The sequence below is a fragment of the Psychrobacter sp. D2 genome (genome assembly GCF_013608135.1).
Classification (GTDB): domain Bacteria; phylum Pseudomonadota; class Gammaproteobacteria; order Pseudomonadales; family Moraxellaceae; genus Psychrobacter; species Psychrobacter cryohalolentis.
This window is the reverse complement of the sequence record NZ_JACDXZ010000003.1, coordinates 325,983-351,045: the sequence shown is the minus strand read 5'-3', so window position 1 is coordinate 351,045 and position 25,063 is coordinate 325,983. Positions and strand designations below refer to the sequence as shown.

Annotated in this window: 19 protein-coding genes; 5 read left to right on the top strand and 14 right to left on the bottom strand. The window is 42.2% G+C overall.

Features of this window, described 5'->3' with window-relative positions; genetic code table 11:
* Positions 1-160: 160 nt before the first annotated feature.
* From mfd to H0262_RS06230, 3 genes are all read left to right on the top strand, one after another.
* A complete protein-coding gene (gene mfd / locus H0262_RS06240; RefSeq protein ID WP_181210098.1) occupies positions 161-3,892 on the top strand; it encodes a transcription-repair coupling factor in 3,732 nt (1,243 codons plus the stop codon).
* Between the two features lie 234 nt (positions 3,893-4,126).
* Entirely contained in the window at positions 4,127-4,558 is a 432-nt protein-coding gene (locus H0262_RS06235) for an HIT domain-containing protein (RefSeq protein WP_011513989.1), read from the top strand.
* A 353-nt stretch (positions 4,559-4,911) separates the two neighbouring features.
* A complete protein-coding gene (locus H0262_RS06230; protein ID WP_181210097.1) occupies positions 4,912-6,330 on the top strand; it encodes an adenylate/guanylate cyclase domain-containing protein in 1,419 nt (472 codons plus the stop codon).
* 143 nt (positions 6,331-6,473) lie between these two features.
* Here H0262_RS06230 and fdx read toward each other — a convergent pair whose 3' ends face one another.
* From fdx to H0262_RS06190, 8 genes are all read right to left on the bottom strand, one after another.
* Positions 6,474-6,812, bottom strand: coding sequence for an ISC system 2Fe-2S type ferredoxin (gene fdx / locus H0262_RS06225; RefSeq protein WP_011513987.1), 339 nt, complete (start codon positions 6,810-6,812; stop codon positions 6,474-6,476).
* Between the two features lie 97 nt (positions 6,813-6,909).
* Positions 6,910-8,787: a Fe-S protein assembly chaperone HscA gene (gene hscA, locus H0262_RS06220; protein ID WP_181210096.1), complete on the bottom strand. Its 1,878-nt coding sequence runs from the start codon at positions 8,785-8,787 to the stop codon at positions 6,910-6,912.
* A gap of 252 nt (positions 8,788-9,039) precedes the next feature.
* Positions 9,040-9,621: a Fe-S protein assembly co-chaperone HscB gene (hscB, locus tag H0262_RS06215; RefSeq protein WP_181210095.1), complete on the bottom strand. Its 582-nt coding sequence runs from the start codon at positions 9,619-9,621 to the stop codon at positions 9,040-9,042.
* Positions 9,622-9,681: 60 nt separating this feature from the next.
* Positions 9,682-10,002 carry an iron-sulfur cluster assembly protein IscA gene (gene iscA / locus H0262_RS06210; RefSeq protein ID WP_011280745.1) on the bottom strand — a complete coding sequence of 107 codons (321 nt, stop codon included), beginning with the start codon at positions 10,000-10,002 and terminating at the stop codon, positions 9,682-9,684.
* A gap of 218 nt (positions 10,003-10,220) precedes the next feature.
* Positions 10,221-10,607 carry a Fe-S cluster assembly scaffold IscU gene (gene iscU / locus H0262_RS06205; protein WP_011513983.1) on the bottom strand — a complete coding sequence of 129 codons (387 nt, stop codon included), beginning with the start codon at positions 10,605-10,607 and terminating at the stop codon, positions 10,221-10,223.
* A 207-nt stretch (positions 10,608-10,814) separates the two neighbouring features.
* Complete coding sequence (locus tag H0262_RS06200; protein ID WP_181210094.1) at positions 10,815-12,041, bottom strand: IscS subfamily cysteine desulfurase; 1,227 nt, start codon at positions 12,039-12,041, stop codon at positions 10,815-10,817.
* Complete coding sequence (locus H0262_RS06195; RefSeq protein WP_149491856.1) at positions 12,038-12,550, bottom strand: Rrf2 family transcriptional regulator; 513 nt, start codon at positions 12,548-12,550, stop codon at positions 12,038-12,040. Before H0262_RS06195 ends, H0262_RS06200 begins: the two co-directional genes overlap by 4 nt.
* A gap of 382 nt (positions 12,551-12,932) precedes the next feature.
* Positions 12,933-13,580, bottom strand: a complete 648-nt coding sequence (locus H0262_RS06190) for a hypothetical protein (RefSeq protein ID WP_181210093.1) — start codon at positions 13,578-13,580, stop codon at positions 12,933-12,935.
* Positions 13,581-14,089: 509 nt separating this feature from the next.
* Between H0262_RS06190 and H0262_RS06185 the strand changes: the two genes are divergently transcribed.
* Positions 14,090-14,362 (top strand): HU family DNA-binding protein, encoded by a 273-nt coding sequence (locus tag H0262_RS06185; RefSeq protein WP_011513979.1) that lies wholly within the window; start codon positions 14,090-14,092, stop codon positions 14,360-14,362.
* Positions 14,363-14,756: 394 nt separating this feature from the next.
* On the top strand, positions 14,757-16,631 hold the full coding sequence (locus tag H0262_RS06180; RefSeq protein ID WP_181210092.1) for a SurA N-terminal domain-containing protein: 1,875 nt from the start codon (positions 14,757-14,759) through the stop codon (positions 16,629-16,631).
* A gap of 126 nt (positions 16,632-16,757) precedes the next feature.
* Here the strand turns inward: H0262_RS06180 and purH are convergent, their stop codons facing one another.
* The 6 genes from purH to mrcB form a co-directional block, all read right to left on the bottom strand.
* Positions 16,758-18,338: a bifunctional phosphoribosylaminoimidazolecarboxamide formyltransferase/IMP cyclohydrolase gene (purH, locus tag H0262_RS06175; RefSeq protein WP_181210091.1), complete on the bottom strand. Its 1,581-nt coding sequence runs from the start codon at positions 18,336-18,338 to the stop codon at positions 16,758-16,760.
* 201 nt (positions 18,339-18,539) lie between these two features.
* Positions 18,540-18,800 carry a DNA-binding transcriptional regulator Fis gene (gene fis / locus H0262_RS06170; protein WP_088591987.1) on the bottom strand — a complete coding sequence of 87 codons (261 nt, stop codon included), beginning with the start codon at positions 18,798-18,800 and terminating at the stop codon, positions 18,540-18,542.
* Positions 18,801-19,016: 216 nt separating this feature from the next.
* Positions 19,017-20,279: a DUF3426 domain-containing protein gene (locus tag H0262_RS06165; RefSeq protein ID WP_181210090.1), complete on the bottom strand. Its 1,263-nt coding sequence runs from the start codon at positions 20,277-20,279 to the stop codon at positions 19,017-19,019.
* 179 nt (positions 20,280-20,458) lie between these two features.
* The gene (gene prmA, locus H0262_RS06160) at positions 20,459-21,385 is read right to left on the bottom strand and encodes a 50S ribosomal protein L11 methyltransferase (RefSeq protein ID WP_181210089.1); all 927 of its coding nucleotides are present in this window, start codon (positions 21,383-21,385) and stop codon (positions 20,459-20,461) included.
* A 116-nt stretch (positions 21,386-21,501) separates the two neighbouring features.
* The gene (locus tag H0262_RS06155) at positions 21,502-22,374 is read right to left on the bottom strand and encodes a tetratricopeptide repeat protein (RefSeq protein ID WP_181210088.1); all 873 of its coding nucleotides are present in this window, start codon (positions 22,372-22,374) and stop codon (positions 21,502-21,504) included.
* Positions 22,375-22,473: 99 nt separating this feature from the next.
* Entirely contained in the window at positions 22,474-24,957 is a 2,484-nt protein-coding gene (mrcB, locus tag H0262_RS06150) for a penicillin-binding protein 1B (RefSeq protein WP_181210087.1), read from the bottom strand.
* Between the last annotated feature and the right edge of the window lie 106 nt (positions 24,958-25,063).

Here is a 25,063-nt window from a genome sequence, read left to right as displayed (position 1 = left end):
CAGCCCTATTCTTAGCAATAAATCTTTATTTTATAAAGTGTTTGGCTCTTGGTGTTTTCTATAATAATGCTATGTGACAAACCGTTACGGCATAAATTTTGGTAATTGCGCAAATATTCGTATAATAGCTTTCTGACTCTTAACCTTGATCTTACCCTTTATGCCTATCACTGCTTTGACTGACGCCTTTGCCCCGATTAACCAGCAATTATTCCCTATCCAAAATGCCCAGCGCCGCTGGCTTGCACCTGTACATGGTGCTGTCAGCAGCTTATGGCTGGCAAGTTTAGTACAAGCACCTATATGGAATGTTGCCGAGCGTCTAAAAGTCGTAGTGACGCGTGACCAAAATCAGCTGAATCAAATAGAGACAGAACTGGCATTTTGCGGCGTGGATGCTCATGTATTTCCTGATTGGGAGACGCTGACCTATGATGAGTTGTCACCGCATCAAGATATTGTCAGCGAGCGTATCAATTTATTAACCGATATGCCAACGTCAGGCGTGTTATTGATATCTGTGCAAGCATTAATGCACCGTATTGCGCCACCAAGCTGGTTAATTGGACAGCATTTTGATTTAAGTGTTGGCGATCAATTTGATATCAATACTCAGCGTTCTCTGCTCGCAAAAGCAGGTTATCGAGCGGTAGACAACGTTTTTGAGCCGGGGGAATTTGCGGTACGTGGTAGTATCATTGATATCTTTGCCATGGGTCAGCCATTCCCGCTACGTCTAGATTTATTCGACGATGAAATTGAAACCATTCGCTTTTTTAATCCGCAGACCCAACGGACATTGACCGTTGATGATTTAAAGTCAATGATGAGTGGTAACGATAGTAGTATGGGCAAAGAGTCATTGTCGCTACTGCATAAACTGCCAGATATCTCAAAGCCTATTAAACAGTTTCAGATCCTACCCGCAAAAGAGTTTCCACTTGATGAAGGGCGTGAAACCTTTCGTATCAATTTTGCTGCCATGTTCCCCAATAGCAATAGCCGTAAATTCGAATTACATAAAGATGTAATGGCAGGCATTGCGAGTAGCGGATTGGAATATTATCAGCCACTGTTTTTTGATTTAAAGGATTGGACGGTAGAGAGTAGTTTATTTGCTTATCTGCCAAGCGATACGCTATTCATCACTGATGAGCTAATTAACGAGAAACAGGCGGATTATTGGTCGCAAATCCAGCGCCGCTATGAAGAGCGCCGTCATGATATTGATAAACCTATTGTCGCCCCTGAGTTGCTGTATTTATTGTCAAATACTCTTAACGAGCATCTCAATCATTATCCACGGGTGATACTCAGTGCACGTAATGAACTGTCGACAATGAATGATGCATCTGCGATTGACGAGACAGTATTGGAGAGTCCATTACAGTTATCTGAGCAACCACAGTTAGATTTTGTTCAGAATAAGCAACAAGGCTTGGTGACCTTAAGTGCGCAAGAGTCGCCACAGTTGGCAGTCAATCATCAAAAAGCAGAGCCACTTACTGAGCTGCTAGCGTTTTTAGAGCTACAAGCGCAAACAGCAACACCAGTATTGATTGTCGCTGAAACAGCGGGTCGCCGTGAGATTCTCATCGAGCTGTTTAAAGGTAAGATTGAGATCAAGGCTTATGACAGCTTTGAGGCATTTTTAGCTGCCGATAAAACAACGGGGCTTAATAATAAAAAGTTGCCACAGATTGGTCTAACGGTTGCGCCTATTGAACGTGGCGTCTATGTTCCTGAGCGCTTGGTGTTGATTAGTGAGACACAATTATTTGGTCGGCAAGTGCTGCAAACGCGCCGTCGTCGCCAGAGCGGTGTATCAGAAGAATTCTTGGTTAAAAGCGTGACTGAAATAACTGATGGCAGTCCAGTCGTCCATATTGAGCATGGTATTGGGCGTTATAATGGTTTAATAACCTTAGATGTCGGAGATGGTGAGCAAGAATTTATTCACCTAAAATACGCTGATGATGCCAGTATTTACGTGCCGGTTGCCAATCTGCAAATGATTAATCGCTATAGCGGCGGCGACCCAGCGCTTGCACCATTGCACAAGATTGGTAGTGGAAAATGGGACAAAGCTAAACAGAAAGCGCTCGAGCAAATCCATGATGTCGCAGCTGAGTTGCTTAATATACAAGCACGGCGTGAGGCAAAGGTCGGTATTCATTTTAAAATAGATATCTCGCAATACGAGCTGTTTGCTAGTCAGTTTGCCTTTGAAGAAACGCCGGATCAAGCCAATGCTATTCATGCAGTCATGGAAGATATGAAGCAAAATCAGCCCATGGATCGTCTCATCTGTGGCGATGTAGGTTTTGGTAAAACGGAAGTAGCCATGCGCGCGGCATTCATCGCGGTCAGTGCTGGTTATCAAGTAGCGGTGCTGGTGCCGACTACTTTGCTAGCCGGTCAGCATGAAGACAATTTCCGCAATCGTTTTGCTGATTGGCCAGTACGTATTGAAACGCTTTCGCGCTTTGGCGGTAAAAAACATCAAGATACTGTGCTAACAGACCTTGCGGCAGGCAAGGTTGATATCGTCATTGGTACGCATAAGTTATTACAACCCGATGTAAAGTTCTCTAATCTAGGTCTAATGATTGTTGACGAAGAACATCGCTTTGGGGTGCGCCATAAAGAGCGTATTAAGGCGATTCAGACTGATGTTGATAGTATGTCGATGACAGCGACGCCCATCCCGAGAACGCTCAATATGGCGCTCTCGGGTATGCGTGATATGTCGATTATTGCCACGCCACCAGCCCGTCGTCTTGCGATTAAGACCTTTGTCATGCAGAAGACCGACGCTTTGATGAAAGAGGCTATCTTGCGTGAGCTGTTGCGGGGTGGTCAGGTTTATCTATTGCATAACGATGTGGCCAGTATTGAGCGCATGGCAGAGACCATACGTGAACTGGTGCCTGAAGCGCGAGTAGGGGTCGCTCATGGGCAAATGCAAGAGCGTCAACTAGAACAAGTCATGCAGCAGTATTATCATAAAAAATTCAATGTGCTAATTTGTTCGACCATTATCGAAACTGGTATTGATGTACCGAATGCTAATACTATTATTATAGAGCGCGCGGATAAGTTTGGTTTGGCTCAATTACATCAGCTGCGTGGTCGCGTGGGTCGTAGTCATCATCAAGCTTATTGCTATCTACTTGTACCGTCTATTAAGGGGCTTAAAGGGGATGCCAAGCGCCGATTGCATGCTATTGAGCGCGCTAACACATTAGGTGCAGGCTTTATGCTGGCAAGTGAAGATTTAGAGATTCGCGGTGCTGGGGAAATACTTGGTAAGCAGCAAAGTGGTAATATGCAGGCAATTGGTTTCAGTCTATATATGGATATGCTGGAGCGAGCAACGAAGGCGATTAAAGCCGGTAAAGAGCCTGATTTAAGTACACCATTATCACTAACCAGCGAAATCAATCTGCATAGCTCGGCACTGATACCAGAAGAGTACCTGCATGATGTGCATCAGCGTTTGTTATTTTATAAACGGATTGGCAATGCCGATGATAAAGAGGCACTGACTGATATTCGAACTGAAATGATTGATCGTTTTGGTGTTTTGCCAGACCAGACCAAGCAGTTATTTGCGGTTCATGGTCTACGCATACAAGCCGAGCCTTTGAAAATTAATAAAATTGATGCCGATAGTAATAGCATGACATTAGAGTTTGCACCCGATACGCCGGTCGATGCTTTGGCGATTATTAAGCTAATTCAAGCAAATGGGCAGCGCTATCGTATGAATGGTGCTTCTGGCATTCGCTATCAGGATGCTGATAAATTGGCAACACCACAGCAGCGTGTCACGGTGATTCAAGAGTTATTAAGCTATTTTAGCAAGCATATGGTAGTAGAGTCGGTTTAGGATATTCAATCATCACTATATACCATGGAAAATAGCTGTTTAACCTTTACCTTATAGGCTAAGAGATTTAAAAAGTAGGACATTTAGACAATAAATCATGACGCTATTTTATCGATTGGATAACTGATAAAATAGCGTCACTGTATTTTTACCTTAAATATCTGTTTTAAATTTTAAGCCTAATCTTTCTTTCTTATTCTTTTACTTGAGTTTCATAACAAGAGAACCGCCATTATGTTCCAACTTCATCATAAACTTGCTGCCGATAGTTTTTTAGTGGGTGATTTTCCACTATCAACCTGTCGCTTAATCAATGATTGCCAGTTTCCATGGTTGATATTGGTGCCACGAGTATCAGGCATCAAAGAATTGTATGAATTGTCTGAGGCAGACCAAACGCAGTTTTTGCGTGAATCAAGCTGGTTATCAAGTCAGCTCGCTAAAACTTTTCAGGCAGATAAAATGAATGTGGCAGCGCTCGGTAATCAAGTACCACAGCTTCATTTTCATCATATTGTCCGCTATCAAAACGATATGCAGTGGCCAAATCCGGTATGGGGCGTTCCTGCCGTGCCTTATAGCAAAGAAGTATTGGCGCAAATGCAACAGACTTTGATGATGGCACTGCGCGGTCATCATCAAATGCCGTTTGATTGGCAGATGTAATTAACTACTTATTGATAGTTTTAACATTGCTTGGTACATGTCAGTTAAAAGAAGTCAGATATATTATCTGGCTTTTTTGCCATTAGCTCGAAATTGATATTTATGTTTAGTACAAAGGTCTTGAGATGATGATTTCATTGGCTTTGGTAACAAAATAAATGACAAACGGTATACTTTGAGGAATCAATGACATAGCTGTTAATAAAATTAAAACGTATAATATGCAAGTTAACTGTTTAATTTCTCTTATATTATTTATAAGCATAAATATTTTTTATAAGGATAAGGTACATTATCTATACTATCTTTATGAGTACTTTCAATGATTTTACTGATTTAAGCGAATAGCTCTCATGGCACTTTTAGACACCTTTAGCCCAAAAAAATCTATACAGGGTACAGATGTCTGTCGATTTGATTATCCTGAAATCTTTGTTCTCATACTCAGCGTGATACTGCTCGCTATCCATTTTGACTTCAGTCCAACTTCGATGGCACTTTTAATCGTCGTCTGCTTACCTAGCCTCATGATTTTAGTTTATAACTTTCGTCGTCAAAAAAGCTTTTGGACGTCTAATATAGTTATTATTTTATTGTCTTCTGTTATTGGTTCCATTCAGCTTTGTCCTATTATCTCATTAAGTTTAGCGTCGTTGATCGGATTGCGTATTATTATTAGCAGCCCTGAGAATCATCTAAAGCTGGTTTCTGTATCCATCGTTACCATCATTATTTTTTACTACGTTAGTGTCATTTTGAGTAGTGCCGAGATAGATTGTCACACCACTTGGATAACGCCTATCATCTTGCTAGCAACGATGCTGGTAATGCTTTGTCACTTTCGCCATATATATTATGAGTATATCCATTATGAGGCACGGGCTGAGCAAGTGGTTGGGCGCTTAAGTACGATGGTATCGGTAATCAATAAGTTGACACGTTTCGTACCACCGCAAGTATGGGAGCCTATTGTCAAAGCGGACGGTCCAGTTACTGTCGCTAATAAACGCGCTAAGCTGACGATTATGTTTTCAGATATCGTTGGTTTCACTGAGCTGTCTGATAGCTTAAGTGCGGATAACTTGGCTGATATTTTAAACACTTATATGCACTGTATGACTTTGATCGCCAATAAACATGGGGCAGTATTAGATAAGTTTATTGGTGATGGCATGGTGTGTTTTTTTGGAGAGCCTAATAGCCGTGGTCCGCGTCAAGATGCCCTAGATTGTGTAGCTATGGCAATAGATATGCGCCGTGAAATGCGCACATTGAGGCAAAAATGGAGATTGATGGGCTTTGAGGGATTATATATACGCGTAGGCATTAGTACAGGCTACTGTCATGTTGGTAACTTTGGTAGTAATAATCGTCTGAGCTATACGCTGATTGGCAAAGAGGCCAATCTGGCTTCAAGGCTTGAAGCTGTCGCTGGTAAGGGCGAAATATACATTAGCGAGAGCACTCACGACTATATCGCTCATGATTTTGACTGCGAATACGCAGGTGCTTTCCCGCTAAAAGGTTTCGATGATAAAATAAGTGCTTGGAAAGTATTGGATCCAGATGAAAATAAAGGCAAGTTATCGAAATGGGTAGACCACACGCTTCCAGGTTTTAATCTGCATTTGAACTTTAGAGACATGCAAGATAACGATTATCAAGATATTAGAAGTCGTCTTAATCTTGCACTTGCACGTATTGAGCAAGAAGAAAAATCTGCCGCTATTAAAATTGACGCAGCCAGCAAAAAAGAAGGGAAGCATAAATAATTTATAGCAATACTATAATGATAGTAAATAATTTTCTTTGCTCATGAATAGATTGTGATTACTTAAAGTATCAGATATTGGAATAGGAAAAAGCCAGCTATAAGACATAGTTGGCTTTTTTATGAGTATAAAGTCATCAATAATTAGTGATTTTCTTTGGCATGGTTCAAAGTGTACTTAGGAATTTCGATGGTTAAATCGTCATCCTCGAGCATCACCTGACAAGACAAGCGTGAATCAGGCTCCAGCCCCCAAGCACGATCAAGTAAGTCGGCTTCGATATCATCCATCTCATCCAAGCTATTAAAACCTTTACGTACGACGACATGGCAAGTTGTACAAGCTTTTGACATCTCGCAAGCATGTTCAATCTTGATGCCTTTTTCTAGTAAGGCTTTACATAAGTTTTCGCCTGCTGCTAATTCAACTTCGATGCCTTTAGGGCAAATTTCATGATGGGGTAGTACAGTGATTTTTGGCATAAGGTAGTCTATCCGGTGCTAATCCATTTAAAATAACATCTAAAAGTATAAAGATATGCTTAATTTGACACGTCAGTAATATGGTAACTTATTTCTGTTACCAGTCTTTGGCGCTGGTACCTGCCATACTAGTCTTGACACTTTGATTCATGATAAGAGCAGCAAAGGCGTCGCTATGCGGTTTAAGCGCCAGCTTTTTTGCATCAATAAGGGTTAAGTCATTGGTATCAAGCGCAGCTTGCAAGTCTTGCATAGTGTGTGCCAAAGACTGCTTAGCATCTTCTGAAAGTAAAGCGTCAAAATCTTTCAATGCCGATTGCAGTGCCAGTATCTCACGTTCTGATTCAACCTTGGTTTCAATCAATGAGCGCGCGTTTTTGTCTTCTTCAGCGTATTTAAATCCTGCAATGAGTAACTGTTCTTTTTGTTCATCAGACAAGCCATAAGAGGGCACAATCTCAATTTTACTTTCGGTCTTGGTAGTGGTTTCTTGTGCACTCACTGTCAGTTGCCCATTAGCATCAATGCTAAAAGTCACTTCGATTCGCGCAAATCCCGCTTTCATAGGCGGAATACCATATAGCTCAAAGCGTCCCAGTGAGCGGCAGTTATCGACAGTCTCGCGCTCACCTTGTACCACATGAATCACCATGCCGGTTTGACCATCTTGATAAGTGGTAAATATTTGGCGTTTCTTAACTGGAATAGGGGTATTACGCGAGATAAGCACTTCAACCAAACCGCCCATGGTTTCAAGCCCAAGCGATAGCGGAGTAATATCTAACAACAATAAATTATTATCACTATCACCGTTGACCAATTGATGCGCAGTTTGTGCAGCACCTAAAGCAACGACTTCATCTGGATTTAATCGACAAAGTGGCTGCTTTGCAAAAAAATCAGTAACCACTTGTTTAACAGCAGGCATACGGGTCGAGCCGCCAACTAAAATAACTTCATCTAAGTCAGATGTTGAAAGTTTGGCATCACGTAATACTTGTTCGCAAACGCTCAAGGTGCGGCGACTCACTGGGTCTACAATGACTAATAAATCTTCACGGCGCAATATGCCCTTAAAAGATTGCTCATTCACGATGATATCAATCTCAACTTGCTCAGCATCCGTCAACGCTTGCTTATAGGCTTTGGCTTGCTGAGCAAGGATCGACTTGTCGTGCAGGCTGACGTCTTTAGGATCGATATTTAACTGCTTGATCAGCCAATTGGTCAATAAGCGATCGATATCATCACCACCAAGTGCACTATTACCACCTGTCGCTAGCACCTCAAAAACGCCATCGTTTAGTTTCAAAATCGACACATCAAACGTACCGCCGCCCAAATCATAGATAAGGTAATGTTTCTCGATACCTGCTTCAGTTGCTTGGTCGAGTCCATAAGCAACCGCAGCCGCAGTAGGTTCGTTTAACAGACGCAGTACCTTGATACCAGCTGCTTGAGCGGCGTCTTTAGTAGCTTGACGCTGTGCTTCATCAAAATAGGCAGGCACGGTAATGACCGCACCTTGAATGCTATCCTCAGGCAATGCGTGAGCAGCACGCTGTTCTAGCGCTGCTAAGACACGCGCTGACACTTCAACAGGAGATACGGCTCCTTGCGCAGTGACAAAAGCTGGCATTTCATCTTTGCCACCGCTTAGCTCATAAGGATGAGAGAATTTGATATCAGCTTGGCTACGACCCATAAAGCGCTTGGCTGAAATAATGGTGTTTTTTGGATCATCTACTACGTGGGCGAGGGCATCCGAACCAACCAATGGGCTACCTTCACTTGGATAATACACCACAGAAGGCAACAAGGTATCTGTCGCTGTGCTTGCTTGCAAAACTTGAGCTTTGCCTGAGCGTACCACGGCGACCAATGATCGCGTGGTACCAAGGTCAATGCCTAGGCCAAAACGATGCTCGTGAGGTCGGGTGCTTTGATTGGGTTCAGCAATTTGCATTAAGGACATAAGATAACTCAAAGATAAAATGAATAAGTGAAATGATACAAAGGCGATAAATAGACTATCGTTAGTACAACATAAAATAGTTTTGCTATAAATGTTTGAATATAGAAACTAGCCATTAAAGGCTTTTAGAGTCAAGATTATACGAGATAATTGGTCTTACTTTAACCGTCGCTTTTTAAAACTTCTAAAACGTATTATAAATTGAGCCGTTATTATTATATTCAATAATAACGCTACTAATAAGCGCATTAATTACACATATAAATCATCATCATCTAAATGTGTAGCTGCCGAAATTCCATCAATGGCTGTCACGACGTCAGCATTTAACTTCACCAGAAATTTCAGCTTTTGGGTAGAATCAATAGCGGTTTGCCAGTCTTGAGTCTCATAAGCGTTTTTAAAGCTTGCTGACTGCTTTGCTAGACGTTCTGTAATCTGTGGATGTAACTGCTTTAGCGTTGCTATATCTTGAGCACCAATAGCGTCGTCTAAATCCATGCGCATTTCCATAGCGTCTTCTAAGAAGTCCAGATCTGCGATGGAATGCTCTAGACTTTGCGCTTGACCTGCCATATCTAACAAGTAGCTGGCTCGACTATCAGGCGAACTCAGAGTTTGATAGCCCTGATTAATAAGCGCTGATGCTTGCTCAGATTGCTGCTGTGCTTTTGCAATATTGGCTATATTTTTTGCGACATTGTCAGGATGATAGCGTTTTTGCAAAAAACGTAAACGCTGATCCAAATTGTCTTGTACAACCTCAAACTGTACAGGCTGCTCAAATAAGGCAAAAAAATTATCAAACTGTGGTTCTAATGCGTTGTCTGTCATATCGTCTGCCTTTATTTTATTTATTATTTTAAGGGCTTCTATTTTATATAGTAAAAACGGTTACACCGTAAAAGACTCACCGCAGCCACATTCGCCTTTCTGATTAGGATTACTGAATTTAAAGCCTTCATTGAGACCTTCTTTTTCATAATCCATTAATAGACCATCGAGATATACCAAGCTTTTAGGGTCAATAAAAATACTAACACCAAGGCTCTCATAACGGGTGTCATTTTCGTCAGGAATATCAACGAACTCTAAAACATAAGCCAAGCCTGAACATCCTGCCGTACGAATACCCACGCGTATGCCTTCGCCTTTACCGCGATTGTCCAAAAACTCACGCACATGTTGAGCGGCGCGTTCTGTCATTTCAATCATGCCAACTCCCATTGACTATCAATAATAGGGATAAAAATTCAAAATAAATAACGAAATAAATAAAAGGTGACAATTACATAAGCGTCATTGTCACCTCCTTGGCGTTAGCCGCTTTTTGGCAGCTTGCGCTTTCATACAGAGAACAAGTTGCTAAACACTATATATTAAACAGCTTGTACACTACTTAATATGGCTGGTCATTTTAACGACGACTGGGCTCAGGCAGGAACATGCTTGCCTTTATAGTCGCTAATAGCCGCTTTAATTGCATCTTCTGCAAGGACTGAGCAATGCACTTTTACTGGTGGCAATGCCAATTCTTCAGCAATGTGACTGTTCTTAATTTCACCAGCTTGATCCAAGCTTTTGCCTTTTAGCCACTCAGTAACGAGCGAGCTTGACGCAATGGCTGAACCACAACCGTAAGTTTTGAAGCGTGCATCTTCGATAATACCGTTATCATCGACTTGGATTTGTAAACGCATGACATCACCACAGGCTGGTGCGCCGACCATACCAGTGCCGACGTTTTTGGCATTTTTATCAAGATTGCCAACGTTGCGTGGATTTTCGTAATGATCAATAACTTGGTCACTATAGGCCATGGGGTTTTCTCCTGGTTAGATGATGAGCTGTCATGTAATGACTGTCGTTGTTAATGGGTTACTGGCTCATCGATAATTGGGGTCAAACACTTAATGTATAATTGTCTGATTCATTAGCTATGGCGATATTTTTATGTTTAGTAGAAAAAGTAAATAAAAATATCGCTGTTGCCATTATTTTTTAAATTATAAAGCTTGAATGTAGTATTAGTGCTCAGACCATTCTACTGAGTCTAAATCAACGCCTTCTTGATACATATCCCAAAGTGGCGATAGCGCACGTAATTTATCAACAGCTTGATGCATCTGAGTGATAACCGTATCAATGTCGTCTTCAGTAGTGTAGCGACCAAAGCTAAATCTGATTGAGCTATGTGCCAACTCGTCTGGGCGACCAATAGCGCGCAAGACATAAGATGGCTCAAGAGTCGCTGACGTACAAGCTGAACCTGATGAGACCGCTAAGTCCTTTAGCGACATCATCAGTGATTCGCCTTCAACAAAGTTAAAGCTGATATTTACAATATTAGGTACGCTGTTTTCTAAATCACCGTTTAGATAAATCTCTTCAATATCTTGTAGACCATCCCACAGTTTTTGGCGTAATTTTGCCGCATGTGCATTGTCTTCTTGATAGCGCTCATTGGCTAACTCAAATGCTGCGCCCAAACCAACGATTTGGTGAGTCGGCAAAGTACCTGAACGCATGCCGCGCTCATGACCACCGCCATGCTGCTCCGCTTTTAGGCGAATACGTGGCTTACGACTAACGAATAGAGCACCAATACCTTTAGGACCATAAGCTTTATGACCTGAGAAACTCATTAAGTCAATTTTCATCTCTGCAAGGTTGATAAGTACTTTACCAACAGACTGTGCGCCATCAACGTGAAAAACAACACCCGCTTCGCGCGTGATTTCACCAATCGCTGCAACATCAGTCACCGTACCAAGCTCATTATTCACCATCATGAGAGATACTAAGATAGTATCTTCACGCAGAGCTTCTTTTACTTGCTCTGGTAAAATCATGCCAGTGCTTGGCTGCGGCTCAAGATACGTAATCTCAAAACCTTCTTGCTCAAGCTCACGGCAGGTATCTAATACCGCTTTATGCTCAATTTTACTGGTAATGATATGCTTACCACGAGACTGATAAAAATGAGCAGCACCTTTGATGGCTAAGTTATCAGATTCTGTCGCACCAGAGGTAAAGACGATTTCGCGAGGATCAGCATTGATGACCTCAGCAACTTGCTGACGAGCCGTTTCTACCGCTTCTTCTGCTTGCCAGCCGTAGCCATGCGAGCGTGATGCTGGGTTACCAAAGATGCCATCTACCGTCAGATATTCGCTCATCTTGGCAGCGACTGACTTAGCAACTGGCGTCGTGGCGGCATAATCTAAATATATAAGGGTGTTATGTTGGCTCATGCTGGGTTTGCCTCGCTGGTCGATAAAGTAATAGTGTTAATGTCTTTTGTAGAAATATCTTTTAGAGCATCGCTGTGCTGCCGATCTGATACAGACTGCACGTGCTCCATGTTTAATAATTGCGCTAATGTTATATTTTTCAAGTACTGCTCTACATGATTTGATAATGCACACCACAAATCATGGGTCAGACACATTGTACCACCTTGGCAGTCGCCGCGTCCTTCACACTGCATGGCATTGACCGATTCATCGACAGCAGAAATGATACTCATGACATCAATCTGATCAAGTGGCTTTGCTAAATAATAGCCACCTGCTGCGCCGCGAATACTAGTGACCAAACCACGCTTACGAAGTTTTGAGAATAACTGCTCAAGGTAGGATATAGAAATGGACTGTCGCTTGGCAATGTCGGATAAAGACACCGCGCTTTCTTGTTGGCTGGTTTGTAATGCCAAATCTAGTAAAGCGGTCACGGCATATCTGCCTCGAGTAGTTAAACGCATGTGTTATCTCCAAACTTTTTAAGGATAATTTTATTTAACAACGATCTTAGTATCGGTCAGATGGTTAAGAGATAGCCAGTCACATATAAATAGCTATGCTGCTAATAAGAAAAATCATCTGTCGACTAAGTGTGTCTTATCGTTATTAAACAACAGATGGTTTACCCGATGTGTGCAACGATAAGGTAATTATACTCAATCCCGAGTAATTTAGTCAAGATTAAAGTGTGGTTGAATGGTTAGTGATGTTAATGACGATGATTGATAAAAACAATGATTGAAGATAAAACGAAAAAAGCGCTTGATAGACGATCTGTCATATCAAACGCTCTTAAGAGATATTTTTAAAAAATCATCTATACATCAGGTTGTTTTTTGAACATTAATTCATCACAAACAGTGCAATGATGGCAGCAAGAGCAATGATAGAAGCAATTATTGTCGTGATGATAAAAGTCTTTTGTTTACTTTGTAACTCTTTGACAGCGATTTCGAGCTCACGATTTTTGATGGTCAAAGTAGTAATTTCGATCTGCTGTTCTTTAATACGTAGCTTATAGCTTTCTTTTTTATCTGCCATTTCCGCTTCGGTCGGCTTGGGCTTGCTTTTACCGCCCTTAATCTTTTTGATTAAGCCTTGAATTAAGCTACCTAGACCAAGCTGCATAATAAATTGCTTAACCAGCTGAACCTGTACCGTTTCACCACGCATTTGCAGCTTTTCAGTTGTTTCACTATCATGCGTGGTAATGGCATTAATCACTTGCAGGCTATAAGCATTGATCACGACATCAGGCTCACTGCGACCAATAGGTAGCCTGTCATCTAATAACACGCCTTTGGTACTAAAAGTAGCGAACAACTCTACGTGTGGTAGATATAATCTAAGCGCAACGACAGTTTCTTGCTTAGCAAGTGGATAAGCGGCTTTACGGAGTTCTGGATCTAAACGTAACAATAGGGTCAGCGCCGATTCGATAAACACCAAGATGACATTAAGAAAAGAGTGAGACAACGTAGAACGCTTCATGTAAATAATCCGTTTTTATTGTTCAAATAAAACATAATAAGATAAGTAAGGGTTAAAACCGACCCAAAGTAGGCAATGACATTGCGCTTATAGTAACGCCTTTATGATAAAAAGTAACGCGGGTTTCTGTCAGTTGCAAAATTATTACCTGACAATAATTCTTTTATTTTATGCGTTAAGTATCATAGTTTATAGTTGGTGTTGATAAACATCAGCGTCTAGATAAGCGTTCAGTAAATAAAAGCTAAGACACAAATTAAAAGCTAAAATAGCGTTTTTGTCATCATATTGCAGCAGGTTTAGGTAACATTGGGTGTCAAATACGTTGTAGAGTGCACAAAAATATGTAAAATTGCTTGCGCTCCTTATGTTGCCTTGCTATAAAGGCGATAACAAAGCAAAACCTGTTTATGCATAAGCCAAGTGGTTTTTATTGCTTAAGTGCTCTGAGAGCGATACAATGCTTGGCGTGAGCGTTTTTTTACCCCCTAAAACTTGAAGGAAATTTTATGAATAAGTCAGAATTAATTGATAGCATTGCTGAGAAAAGTGGTCTAAATAAAACTCAAGCTGGCGATGCATTGAACGCAGTTATGGAAAGCGTTGGCGAAGCTCTAGAAGCTGGCGATAGCATTTCACTAGTTGGTTTTGGTACTTTTAGCGTAAAAGACCGTAAAGCACGTACTGGCCGTAACCCTAAGACTGGTGAAGAGCTAAGTATCCCAGCTAGCAAAGTACCAAGCTTTAAAGCTGGTAAAAACCTAAAAGAACGCTTGAACTAAGCCGTATCTATTTAAAGACAGTCGCAGCTTATGGCATGATACCCGAATAAGAACCGCGTTTGTTGACGGTAAAGTGATAAAAGGTGATGGCTTATAACAGCTATGAGCGACTCATCAAAAAAGCACCTAGATAATAGGTGCTTTTTTTAGTGCTGTGGTTTGTATTATATCGCCTGAATATTTTGAGTCTGCATCAAAAATCACGTATCATAGGGCGCGCGACAGAGATGTTGTTCGAACAAAGACGGTGTTATCCGCCTTGAGCAACGATAATAAAATGCACCCCTTCTTAGTTTTACCATTTTCTTACCATTGCCAGCTTGTAGAGCGTTGATATTATTAATAGTATTACAATGGTTTTTCATCAATATAGGTTAATAAAGCAGAGATAACTATGGATAAATTGCGCGATTTCTTAAAAAGCTGGCCGGGTCGCATTTTATTGATTTTATGCCTATCGCCGCTCGCTCTATTGGGCGTCGAAAGCTACTTTGGGGGTAATGTCGATCCCAATCAGATCGCTCAGGTAGGAGAAGCGAGTATCGGCCTATCAGAGTATCAAACGGCAGTAAACAATCGCCGTACTGAGCTTTTAGACCAAGTTGATGATGCCAGTTTATTAAATGAAGATGTGCTACATGAGCAAGTGTTAAAAGGTCTGATTGACCGCACCTTGCTAGAGCAGCAGGCTGGCAAGCTTGGTATGACCGTTTCTGATGACACCATTAATCGTCTGTTGCGTCAAGAAGAGATCTTTAAAGGTGCAGATGGTGAGTTTTCAAATGATCAGTTTGCAAGCTTTTTACGTCAACGCAATATGACAAAAAATCAGCTGTTTGATGAGTTCCGCAATCAGTTGAGCTTAGATCAGCTGAATGCCAGTATCGTTGGTACTGCTGCCTATCCGATGAAAGCGGTCAGTCAACTGATTGATTTACAGCTAGAGGCACGCAATATTTGGCTACATCGTTTTAATTGGCAAGATTATGTGTCAAAAGTTAAATTGAGTAAAAATGACATTCAAGCGTATTATGATGCCAATAAAGACACGCTAAAGAGCGCTGCTATGGTCGATTTGGCTTACTTGCAGCTTAGCCCTCAGACCATCCAAGTAAACGAGGTCACTAAAGAGGACTTACAGCAGCAGTACGAAGCCTATAAGCAAAGCCTTGCCGTCGTCGATGAGCGTAAGGTCAGCCAAATCTTATTAACTGGTAGCGATGCCAAAGCACGTGCTGATAAAATTAAAGCGCGTCTTGCCAAAGGTGAAGCCTTTGCGAAGGTTGCTAAAGCTGAGTCAGATGATCCATCAGGCGAAACAGGCGGCGATATCGGACGCTTTAATCCCTCAGTATTTGGCAATGACGCTGCAGCAGTAGAAAAAGCGTTAGAAGGTTTGAGTGTAGGCGATATCAGCGTACCGGTGAAGACCAGCTTTGGTTATCAGATATTCACCGTGACTGAAGATAATGGTAACAAGATACCAAGCCTTGAGAGTATGCGTGATGAGTTAACTGCCAAAGCAAAAGAGTACAAGCGTCAAGAAATCTACGCTGACAAAGTAACGGCGATTAACGATTTAGCCGCAGATGGGTTTAGCATTGAAGATATTGCTCAGCAAGAAAATGTGTCATTAAAACGTCTTAAAGATTATCGCAAAGAGAACAATAAATCTGTCCTTGCCCAGCCAGCGGTGATTAAACAAGCGTTTGATGAGTTTACCATTCAAGACCAAGCGGTTACCGCTGGTATCGAAGTTGGTAATGGCACAGTATGGGTACAGCCAAGTAACTATCGTCCGACCAAAACATTGTCCTTAACTGCTGCGACGCCTAGAATCACGCAGTTATTACGTCAGCAAAAGGCTAGTGAATTGGCATTAAATGATGCGAAAAAACTTGCGGCTGGTATTAAGACTACCGCTGATATCAATAAGCAAGGGGTAACATTCCAAGCGCTTGGTGAGATCAATCGTCAGACTACGCAGCTGACAGAAAAAGAGCGCGGCTTAGCGTTTAGTAAGCAAGCACCTGAGAACGGTGTGGTTGCCGTAGCAAGTAAAACAGAAATGGGCGCAACGGTATTGGTTGGTGACCGTATCAAAACAGAGCAGCAATCACCATTATCTGCCGCCCAAAGAGCGCAAACGGCAGCGATTATCCGTGATAATTTAGGCCAAGATCAGTTGCAAGATTACTTAGACTATTTGCGTTTGGTGTATAAGGTTGAGATTAATAAAGCCAATATGGAAAATGCACAAGGGCGATAAGTACTTTGTGCGCTATCCATTTTAAATAAAGCTATTTTTGACCATTAAAAAAGCCACTGTAATCATACAGTGGCTTTTTTTATTCAAGAGGATGAGTTTTTAATGAGGATAGCGCTCAATCACAAATTAATGACGGAAATGACGCATACCGGTGAATACCATGGCGATACCGTGCTCATTTGCAGCAGCAATGGTTTCATCATCACGCATAGAGCCACCCGGCTGGATAATCGCCGCAATACCTACTTCGGCAGCGTTATCGATACCATCACGGAATGGGAAGAAAGCATCAGATGCCATAACCGCGCCTTCGGTTGCAAGTCCAGCATGCTCCGCTTTAATAGCAGCGATACGAGCTGAGTTAACACGGCTCATCTGACCTGCGCCGACACCAATGGTACGCTGACCTTTAGCATAAACGATGGCGTTAGATTTGACGTATTTTGCAACGTTCCAGCTAAACAGTAAGTCAGCAATTTGTGCTTCGGTTGGTTGCACGTCTGTGACGATTTTTAAATCATTGGCAGTAATTAACCCTAAATCTTGCTCTTGCACCAGTAAGCCACCATTGACGCGCTTGTAATCAAGCTGGCGGTCACGTAACTCAGGTGCTGGCAAGTCGCCGCAGACCAAAACGCGAACGTTTTTCTTGCTAGCTGTCGCTTCAAGGACACCGTCTTCAATGCTTGGGGCAATAATGACTTCAACAAACTGATTGTCGATAATGGCTTTAGCAGTGGCAAGTGTTAACGGGCGGTTAAAAGCGATAATGCCGCCAAAAGAAGATTCAGGATCGGTGCTGAAAGCAGTGCGATATGCTGCTACTTGATCAGTGTCGACAGCAACGCCGCAAGGGTTGGCATGTTTGACAATCACACAGGCAGGCGTACTAAAAGCTTTCACACATTCAAGCGCGGCATCAGTATCAGCGATATTGTTATAAGACAATGCTTTGCCTTGCAATTGCTTAGCAGTAGCAATAGATGCTTGCTTGCTTTTTAACGCATTGTTTTCAACATAGAACGCTGCTTTTTGATGCGGGTTTTCACCGTAGCGCAGGTCTTGCACTTTTTCTAGCTGAACGTTAAAGGTACGTGAAAAATCTTCCGGCTCTTGATTCTCGTTAACACGGCTGCCTAAGAAGTTGGCAATCATCCCGTCGTATTGTGCCGTATGCTCAAACGCTTTGACCGCTAAATCGTAGCGTAAGGCATGGGTTAATGTCGTCCCATCTCCTAATGCTTCAAGTACACGCGTATAATCAGCTGGATCAGTCACAATACCAACGTGTGCATGATTCTTTGCCGCTGAACGCACCATCGTAGGTCCGCCAATATCGATATTTTCGATGGCATCATTCATGGTAACGTCACTACGGGCAATCGTTTCTGCAAATGGATAAAGGTTTACGACTACCAAATCAATACGCTCAATCGCGTGCTCACTCATCACCGCATCATCTGTGCCGCGGCGTCCCAAAATGCCACCGTGAATCTTGGGATGAAGCGTTTTAACCCGACCATCCATCATCTCAGGGAAACCCGTATAGTCTGATACTTCGGTGACAGCGACATTATGCTCTGTGAGCAAACGGAAAGTACCGCCAGTCGATAACAGACCAAAACCTGCTTTAATCAGACCTTGAGCGAACTCAACGATATTGGATTTATCGGAGACCGACAGTAGTGCTAGTGGGGCTTTACTCATAAAAAAATTTCCATAAAAAAAGCCTGACGTAAACGTCTGGCAAGGTAACAATGACAATCAGTATAGAACATATCGTGAGTGATAAGATCATAAACTACAAACTGCCATACATAATATCAGTTAGGGTAGGTAAGCATTTCATAAATAGGGTTGATGGTACTTATTAATAAGTCAGATGTATCAAAAACATTATTTATAGTATTACATTAAACCATATATTTTGAGCTTTTTGCGTAGTGTACCGCGATTTAGACCTAAAATCTGTGCACACTTGGTTTGATTACCACGGCTTTTTTCTAGTACCACAGACAGCAAAGGTTGCTCTATCTCTTTTAAAATAAGCTCATATAAGTCAGTTGGTATCTCATCACCTAACATTGCAAAATATTGACGCACCACGCGTTCAACATGTATCCGTAATGGCTCATGCGCATGACCTGTGTCATCTAAAGCAGATTCCACATTACGGATTGAGCGATGGTAGTCCTCTTCATAATAATCAAGATTACCAGCGCTTTTGTTAACATGACTGGCATTATACTGTGCCTGTGGTGTCATAAGATAATGTCCTTGGGGTTAAAGAGTAAAACCATGAGGCTCTCGTTGGCTATTATATCAAAATCAGCAGCGATCATCTTAAGAAGATGAGGTTAATGAGCGAATATCAGTCAGCGAACATCAGTAAATGGGATTAATAGCAATTTTACTAATTTGAGCATTGGCAATAGGTACCGTAAAGAGTAACTGCTTACGACCATTAGAAGCTAATTGACTTTGTTTACCAACCAAGTACTTATCTGGTGGAGCGATAAACTCACCAATCAGCGCATTGGCACCATATACACTGACTTTTATATGAGGATATAGCTGTGCTTGTGAGCTTTCGTTATTTAGAGTAGCACTTATATCACTAGAATCAGCTGCACTATTTATTTGACCGGCTCGGTATCTGATATCACTCAGAGTTAATGCAGTCAAGTCAGCACTGGGCAGGCTACAAGCTGCAATCGTACATATCGTCTGTAAGCGTTGAGCATGTGCAGGATTTTTAACTAAGTTATTTAAGTTAAACATAATGTACTGAGCAAAAAGTAGTAGTACTAGCACCAAACAGCCTAATGTCCATAGTAATGAAGCTACTGAACGATAGGATGGTGTTGGTGAGAATGTGGCTTGCGCTTGTAATCTTTTGGCATGTGCCGCTTTACTACGGTCTTCCTCTTTAAAGTCGACGCCCATACTAATGAGTAATTGCGATAAATCAGTATCATTGGTTGGCGTATCTTCGGGTGGGTGCTGTTCTTTCAGCAGTTTTTCGAGCCACGAGTCATCAGCATCATTATCAATATTGGCATGAATACTGTTAGCCGCCGTTGAGCTTAAAGCCACTTCTGCGGACGAAGGAGAGCGGTTTGAAGGCTTAGTAGAGGTAGAAGTTTCTTCAAATAAATTAAGGGATGTATCTGAATGTTTATCTAATTTTTTCGCAGTACTTCTTGCTGATAGAGCGCTTTGGGTAACGTTATTGTTATCGGTGGCTTGTGTAAGCCAAGCATCCATACTATCTAGTGAGTCGTATTCTAGACTCTTGTCAGCAGATGCCTCAATATCGATATCGATATCGTCATGAATCATGTCATCATGTATCATATCGTCATGAATTAGGATATCTGTATCATTTGAGTTTGCAGCTGCTAAAATAGAATGTTTCTTATGAGAGGTTATGTCATTAATTTTCTTATCACGCTCGCTAGAAACTTCTGTATCTGTTAGCTTACGATTGCTGTCAATATCAGCAGTGACGATAAGATTATTATTCACCAAAAACATTTGCTGGCAATGTTCACAACAGACAGTCGCGGTTTTTTGATTTAACTGGGTGTTTTTTATATTAAAAATGGTATGACAATGAGGACACTGGGTTTTAATGGGTGTGGTCATAGAGTTGAATCCAAAAAGGTATCAGTAAGAATACCGTATAGCCACTCACCAACCGCTGCCAATTACTTCAATGTCATTGTTGAAGTATTATTAATTATAAACTACAGGCAACTCTAGAGTAGCGCCAAATACACAACATTTAACTACTACTCTATCGTAACAGATGTAATTTAATGTTGCTAGCCTGTAAATGTACCAGACAATCTCTGCCAATGTTGATCTTCTTGTGCAGTAAAAGCATGCTTAGGATCAAGCGCAAAATAAGGCTGATACGCTTCCGTCACTTGCTCAGTTTGTGATTCAATCAAACCGGCAAGGACGATACGACTTTTTGGTGCCATCAAGGTGACAAAATAAGGCGCTAGACCTATCAGTGGCTTGGCTAAAATATTGGCAACCATCACTTCTACAGGCGCTATATTTTGCTGTTGCCAAAAGACAGTGAAGTCCTCTGGTAAAAACGCTTGCAAACGATTGTCGACCGAGTTGCGTGCTGCATTTTGATTGGTTGCCAGTACCGCTTGCGGATCAATATCTACGGCATAAACGTGGCGCGCCCCTAACAATAAGGCAGCGATACCCAAGATACCTGAGCCGCAACCATAATCAATCACTACTTTGTCTGTAAGGTCCTGCTCAGTTAGCCAATCAAGACATAGGCGAGTAGTCGCATGGTAGCCAGTACCAAATGCCAAGCCTGGATCCATAATAATATTGGTCGCTTCAGGATTGGGCGGAGTCAGCCAATTAGGTACAATCCACAAGTCATTGGCACACTCAATGGGCTTGTAATTGGACATCCATTCACGCTCCCAATCTTTGTCATCGACAGCACTTACCCAACTACGGCTCGCCTGTACTTGTGCTGCAATCTCATGACTGAGTTGCTCGATAACATCACGAGTTCCAGTCTCTATCGTAGCATCGAAGAGCCCTGTTAAAATTACCTCGTCCCATAGTGGTGATTCACCAGGAAGTGGCTCAAATAAAGGTTGGTCGCCTGCATCATCAAGTGCAATAGATAGCGCGCCTGCTTCTAATAATAGTGCTTCAGCAAGATCTGCGTTGTCTTTTTCACACTGTAAGTGAAGTTGTTGCCATGCCATAAAAGTAACCTTGTTTCAAAATAAAAAATAGATAATAAAAATTAACGACCGACTATAAAAGCCTATTCTAGCGCTTCTATAGTCAGTCGTCATGGTTAATCAAAAAGATAATACGGTTAGCGTAATGCTTGTTTGGCTTCTTTTATCACCCGTGCATTACCTTGTGCTTGTCCAGACTGTAGAATAATTTGCCATAGCGCACGGCGGCGACTGCTGTCTTGAGAGACACTAAGCCCACGCCGTCCCATTGCTTCAGCCTTACGCGGTTGGTTTTTCTTGAGTGCCACTTGCGCAAGATAAAAATATACCGCTGATGATTTGGGTGCTAGGCGCTGAGCGCGGGTGAAGCTATTCTCAGCGCCATTTAAATTGCCTGCCTTTAATTGCTCAGTGCCCACTTGCATCAGGGTACGAAAGGCGGGCAAGTTACTATTATTGTTGGTGGTTTTCTGACTGCGCTGCGAATTCTGCCGCGCACGCTCTAGTAGCTCATTATGCGACGGGATAGATGGCACATATATCACTTCATCTTCATGAGCAGGCGTGAGGATCACGATATTAGGCTGAGTTACGATCGGAGTTTGACTCGTGCTTTGATTAGACCCCAAGATTACAGGTGGCTTTTCTGTTATCGATTCCGTTGGCGATTCTATTGATGCAGGTGGATGATAAGGCTCGATAGGATAATTATCGTCAGTCTTATCAGCTTTAGTACTCTCAACACTTTCATAACCACTATGATCAGTGCTAGGGGTTTGGGTCACTATTGTGGATTGTTCAGGTTGCGTCGTTTTTTGACTACTGGTTGATGGTAAGGTTTCAGCAGAAGGCGCTTTTATTGAAGTTGGTGCAGTCTGACAAGCACTCAAACTTAGCATGCCAAAACAAGCGCTAATTAACAGAGCTGTATGCAAATGCTTTGGCTGTTTTTTGGACTGAGCTTCAATCGTCTGCTGAGTCAACAATGCTTGCAATATAGATAACGCCATATTAAAACCCTTTCTAAGTTTTAAAAATCTTAAAATCGTTCAGCTACTAACCTTTAAAGTCAAATTTTCAGCTATCACGACTGAAATAGAAGCAGTTCACTAAAACCATTCAACAGCACGATCATACCAAGTATCTACACGATTGGGTGTATCACCGTCTTGCTCGGCATCATTGCTACTATTATCAATAACTTCACCATCTGGAATCTCTAATCCTTCACGGCGACGTTGCTTATTGATATTGCCTTGCTGATTTTGCCACTGCATCTGCTCGCGCGCACGATCCTGTTGGTATAAGCCAATCGCACAGCTGCTGGCTTCTTGGGGCAAATATGCTGACATAACAGGCAAATAGCGTGCGCTGGCACAGCGCTCATTAGACAGCTTGCCTGAGTTGTTCTCTAACCATAGCCATTCGATGCCTTCTGGCTCTGGTAGCGCAACAGGTGTCAGTTTTAGACGATTCATATAATCAACCCAAACTGGCAAAGCACCGCTACCGCCACTAAGCCCAATCGGTTTATTATCATCACGTCCAACCCAAACCACGCTGACATAGTTGCCACTATAACCGGCAAACCACGCATCGCGGTAATCATTGGTAGTACCTGTTTTGCCCGCAAGATTTAGATTGCTACCAAGCGATTGCACGCGTCTAGCTGTACCGTTCTTGACGACGTCTTGCAACGCATAATTAATCAAAAAGTTGGTCTCAGGCGGAATGCTGCGCTGAGTATTTAAGCCTGTGCGCTGCAAAATACTACCGCGATCATCAATCACACTACGGATACTATGAATAGGCGTACGGAAACCACCCGTTGCAAAGACTTGATAGACCCCAAGCATGTCCATCGGGCTTAGATTGACTGAGCCCAATAATGCCGCAGGATAAGGGGGTATTTTCTCTTTAACACCCATACGTTTTAATTGCTTGGCAAAGGTGTCGACTCCAAACTCCATCCCTAAGCGTACGGCACTATGGTTATACGATTGCGATAGCGCTGTGGTAAAGGGTATGTAGCCATGATCACGATTGTCATAGTTTTTGGGATTCCATTCGGTACCGTCGCTTAGACTGACCGTAATAGGGGAGTCATCAACCGAACTTGCCAAATTATAGCGACCACTTTCGAGAGCGGTCATATAAATAATCGGCTTTAATAATGAGCCTACTTGGCGTTTGGCATCGACCGCACGGTTAAAACCAGTAAATTCGCTGCCGCTACCGACAACAGAAACCAGCTCACCCGTCTCAGGGTTGGCACTGACCAGCGCCCCTTGTAAATCTTTAGTTTTGCTACTACTACGGCGTAGCTCGCCAAGCTTTCTCTCAACCGCTTTGTCCGCTGCCAACTGGGCAATAGGGTCCATGGTACTAATAATAATCAGACCTTCGTTTTTGAGATCATCGGAATAATAGACTTTATTTAGTTCACGCTTGACGATATCTAAAAAGTCAGGGAATTGGCTTTTACCTTCAACAGGCTTATCAACTACCCCAAGTGAGTTTTTTAACGCTTTATCGTAGTCTTCTTGACTGAGCGAGCCGACGGCCAACATATTGCTAAGCACAACATCGCGACGTGCCTTTGAATCGTTTGGATGGCGGCGCGGATTATAAACGCTCGGTCCTTTTGCCATCCCGACAAGCAGTGCTTGCTGATCTAGGCGCAGCTCATTGAGCGGCTTATCAAAATAAAATTGTGATGCCAACCCAAAACCATTAATAGAGCGTTTGCCATTTTGACCCAGATAAATCTCATTGAGATATGCTTGCAAAATCTCATCTTTACTATAATGCAGCTCAAGTAGCACAGCCATCAAGGCTTCATTGGCTTTACGCTTCATTGTGCGGTCTGAATTCAGATAAAAGTTTTTGATCAGCTGCTGGGTGATGGTCGAGCCACCTTGACGTGATCCACCAGAGAAGTTATTGATGACTGCACGAGCGATACCACGTATCGATACCCCTTTATGTTCATAAAAACCACGATCTTCTGTCGCTATCAGCGCATCAATAAGCGGCTGCGGTACTTGATCTAACGAGACAACCATACGGTCTTCGTTACTATCTGGGTAAATACCACCGATATTCACCGGTTCAAGACGGATAATGCCGGTTTTCGCCGCCACAGTACTTTGTACTGACTCAATCTTATCACCAGCAATAGTCATTTTAATGACTTGCTCTTGATCTATATCATTAGCGCTATAAGTAAACCCACGTGTATGAATAAAATAGGTATTACCCGATTTATGATAAGTGCCCGTGCGATCATAGGCTTTATCACTTTGATAATTAAGTAGCTCAAGCCATTTCTTCATCGTGTCTTTATCGACGTTGGCGCCTTGATACAGCTCTAATGGCTGCGAATATACTTTGGCAGGAATATCCCAGCGTTTACCCTCAAACTTGTGAGTAATGGTGCGATCAAGTTTGACCAAGTATAGTGCTAATAGCACCATGCCAGCGATGACAACAATTAATAAAATACTACTAAACACCACACCGCGCTGCTGGGAAGGTAGCGTATTGATAGCAGGCTTAGAGGACTGTGGTTGCTTAGAATTAGATTTTTGCACTGATGACACACCATTTTGGGATGAAAAACTGCCTCATAATGACGCAAATTGACAAATTTTTCAATCTATCATCATCAACGCAGGCATTCATTTGCTCTCAGCGCTC